The organism is Syntrophorhabdaceae bacterium (assembly GCA_036504895.1).
GTDB lineage: Bacteria > Desulfobacterota > Syntrophorhabdia > Syntrophorhabdales > Syntrophorhabdaceae > PNOM01.
The window spans coordinates 1-3,101 of record DASXUJ010000026.1 but is presented as its reverse complement, the minus strand read 5'-3'; the positions used below and the strand labels follow the sequence as shown (position 1 = coordinate 3,101).

The window sequence follows — 3,101 nt, the reverse complement described above, 5'->3', positions numbered from 1 at the left end:
GGAGTTCTATAAATAGTTTAAAAAAATGAATCCATAAGATTTCGGTATCTACATCGCCAAAGCCCCTGTTTCCGATCAAAGAGAGGTAGATATTGAATCTCGGTATTATTCCCTGTCCGCGGCATCGGGCGAGCTGATTGTATTCGAAAAGCGTCTGCTCCAGAAGAAACAACCCGAAGAAAAAAGGGGCAACCGCTGGTTCGATGCTCAATTTGACACAATAATCTGCAATTATTTCCCGCACCAGCCCACTGTACCGATTCGTGTCGATGAAACTGTTTCTAAAGGCATTCTTGAAGCCGGACAGGCCGTTTTCCTTCCTCATTTGAAGAAAATAGGTGCTTAGAAAGAAATACAGATCATGAAAAGGAGATAAGCCGCCTCGCGAAAAACTCCAGTCTATTACGTTAATCCGGTTACTTTTACCGTGGTCCTCAATTAAAATATTATGCCTGCAAAAATCGCCGTGTTGAATATATGTTTCCTGTCTCTCCCTTGCAAAGAGAGAAACTGAGTCCCTCATGCGATTCAGAAATCTTATCTCATTTTCCGATGGCCCGAAGCGCGCGACAAAAAGCTTAATCTTTTCGTCCAATGAAGCTATCCTTCCCTCAGTGCCGTCTTTATCTTTCGCGGGTGCCCGGTTGAACTCAATCAGCCAGTCTTTCGCGAGCTTCATGTTGCGTATCGCTTGTTCAATTAAAGGAAAGCCGTCCTGGGACATATCCATCATCATCGGAGCGCCCTGTAGAATCGACTCTACCAAAACCCATCTTCCGGAGATCTTCTCACACAGTATCACCCGCGGCACCGACCGTCCCACTTCGGAGGAGTGTTCGTGAATGCCCTTAAGGATATCTCTCTCCGCCCGCGCTTCCTCCCCCGCATCCGGATTTCTGAATATTTTTGCCGCAAATGCAGGAGTGCTTTCACCATTGACAAAACCCAGGCATGTCGCGGTTCCACCTTCCACCGATCCGGGCATAAGGATATAATTTATTCGGCCCGGGGTTTTATGGCGGGGAAAATAGAAAGTCCAGTTTTGCTTGAGCTGTTCAGTGAGTAAAGGCAGCATCGGTTCCTATAATCGATCTAGTCAGGCCGCTTCTATCTTCCGTGTGCCGCTGCCGTGAAAGAGAACCTCCGCCAAACCGTAAAGTGATCCGGCACCATAGCTCAGATGAAGAGAAGCATAGATCAGAGGCATTATTAATACCATCGTCGGTTCTCTTTCACGGAATGCCACCTGTGCGGAGAAGAGCAGACCCAGAAATATATACGTACCGAAGATAAAACCGAACCCTCCGAGAAGTATGGATTTGAGACCCCCATGGAAAGATGGCATGGACACGGTCACGATGGCGAGCAAGAGACCCACTACGAAAAACAGGGGCACCAGGTGTCTCGTCGAGAACAGCCGCAACCCGAATTTTAAAGGATAGGTGACCCAATAGCCATTATCGTAATTGTGTTTCAAAAAATCCTTCATAGTCGAGCGGGCGCTATAGGTGATGACGAGATCGGGTAAAAGCAGGATTTTGCGGCCCGAGCCGAGAATTCTCGAATTAATCGAAACATCCTCACTCCGCTCTATGTTCTCATCGTAAAGTCCGATCTCATGAAATATTTTCTTTTGGTAGCAGCCGCTATACGCGGTATCGGAAAAGCGCGCCTCTTTGGAGCCTATCCTGAATGCTGAATTTCCAATCCCGAAACGCGAGGAAAGAGAATGGACTATAGCCCTGCCGATGACGGTATCGCTGCGGGGTATGGCCTTGACTACGCCGCCCACATTGCCTGCTCCGGAAGTGATCAAATTCGTCACACATCTGGCGATATACTCTTTCGGGTACGCGGAATGAGCGTCCACTTTCATAATGATGCTGCCCTTACTGCGCAGGATGCCCGTATTCATGGCACTAGGGATGATACCCCTTACATTATCCAGAAGCTTGACGTTCCGTCCTTCTTCCGTGTATCCCCGAACGATACTTCTTGTCCTATCTTCGCTCATGCCGTCCACGACCAGTATCTCGAGCTTTTCAGCCGGATAGTCATTGTCGAGGATCGAATCAAGACATTGTCCTATGAATTCCTCTTCATTCCTGCAGGGGACGATTATCGTGACCATGGGCAAGTCAGATATCTCTTTCATATCCATGGTCCGGTGCCGGCTCCTTTCCGCGCAAAAACTGCAAATCCTGAAAGGAAATGCCTTGAAAGTCCTGTCAATCCCAATGGAAGAGCACACTTTACCGCGGTCTTCGCGAGTGTATATTGAAGCCCGTACTGCTTCTTCACCTCGGGAGAAACCATTTCGAATAATTGAAAATTATGCTCGAAGAAGTATCGCATTGCCCTTTTATCATTCAGCGGAAGGTAGAAAAGAGGAATTCCATCATAGAAAGGCAACGGCGCGTAGAAATCAATCTCAGAGAATCCCTCACGTTCCATAACATTCACATAGCCGGACATGGAATGGGCTTTTGATTCGAGTTCGCTTCGAGACCGCCATAAATTTTGAATTCCCATTTTGTTTTTGGCAAGAAAATAAAGAATGCCACCATTTTTCAATAGCCGGTGCATCTGGGCAGACACAAGCTCAAATGATAACCCTTCATCGATCCATCCGCTGTCACAGATTGAGACAAGATCGATGGAGCCCGGCAAAATAGGCAGGGGTGATTTTTTGTCCGAAAGTATCAGGTGAATATTATGTAACCCTTGCTCGTTCCTTCGTGCCTCCAGGAATTGCAGGCGGGGCAGGACATCATCGATGACATATACCACCTCATACATTCGGGACAGGGCAATGGGGACTCCCCCGAAACCTGGCCCGATCACCAGCGCTGATCCGAAATTTCCATGGGGGAGCAAGCAGATCCAGTCATTGCACCTTGGATCGTCGACCGGAGCCGCTCCTTCCGACACACGGACCCTGTTGAACTCGAAAAGAGCGCGCTCCCAACCCATGGATTGGGTATCACGCGCGAGTTTGTCGAGATCTTCCCTATCCATTTGATGCCCCACAGGAGGCCTTTAACTCATTAGGTCCGGCTATTTGGAGTGCCATCTCCACGCGGTCTCAATGATAACTCCAA

Annotated in this window: 3 protein-coding genes; all 3 read right to left on the bottom strand. The window is 48.3% G+C overall.

The genetic code is table 11. The features are described from left to right. A partial coding sequence (locus VGJ94_03555; GenBank protein HEY3275672.1) for a phosphotransferase occupies nucleotides 1-985 on the bottom strand: 985 nt, incomplete at its 3' end. Nucleotides 986-1,096: 111 nt separating this feature from the next. After that, complete coding sequence (locus VGJ94_03550) at nucleotides 1,097-2,161, bottom strand: glycosyltransferase family 2 protein (protein ID HEY3275671.1); 1,065 nt, start codon at nucleotides 2,159-2,161, stop codon at nucleotides 1,097-1,099. Then, the gene (locus VGJ94_03545) at nucleotides 2,152-2,931 is read right to left on the bottom strand and encodes a class I SAM-dependent methyltransferase (protein HEY3275670.1); all 780 of its coding nucleotides are present in this window, start codon (nucleotides 2,929-2,931) and stop codon (nucleotides 2,152-2,154) included. Before VGJ94_03545 ends, VGJ94_03550 begins: the two co-directional genes overlap by 10 nt. Nucleotides 2,932-3,101: the final 170 nt, after the last annotated feature.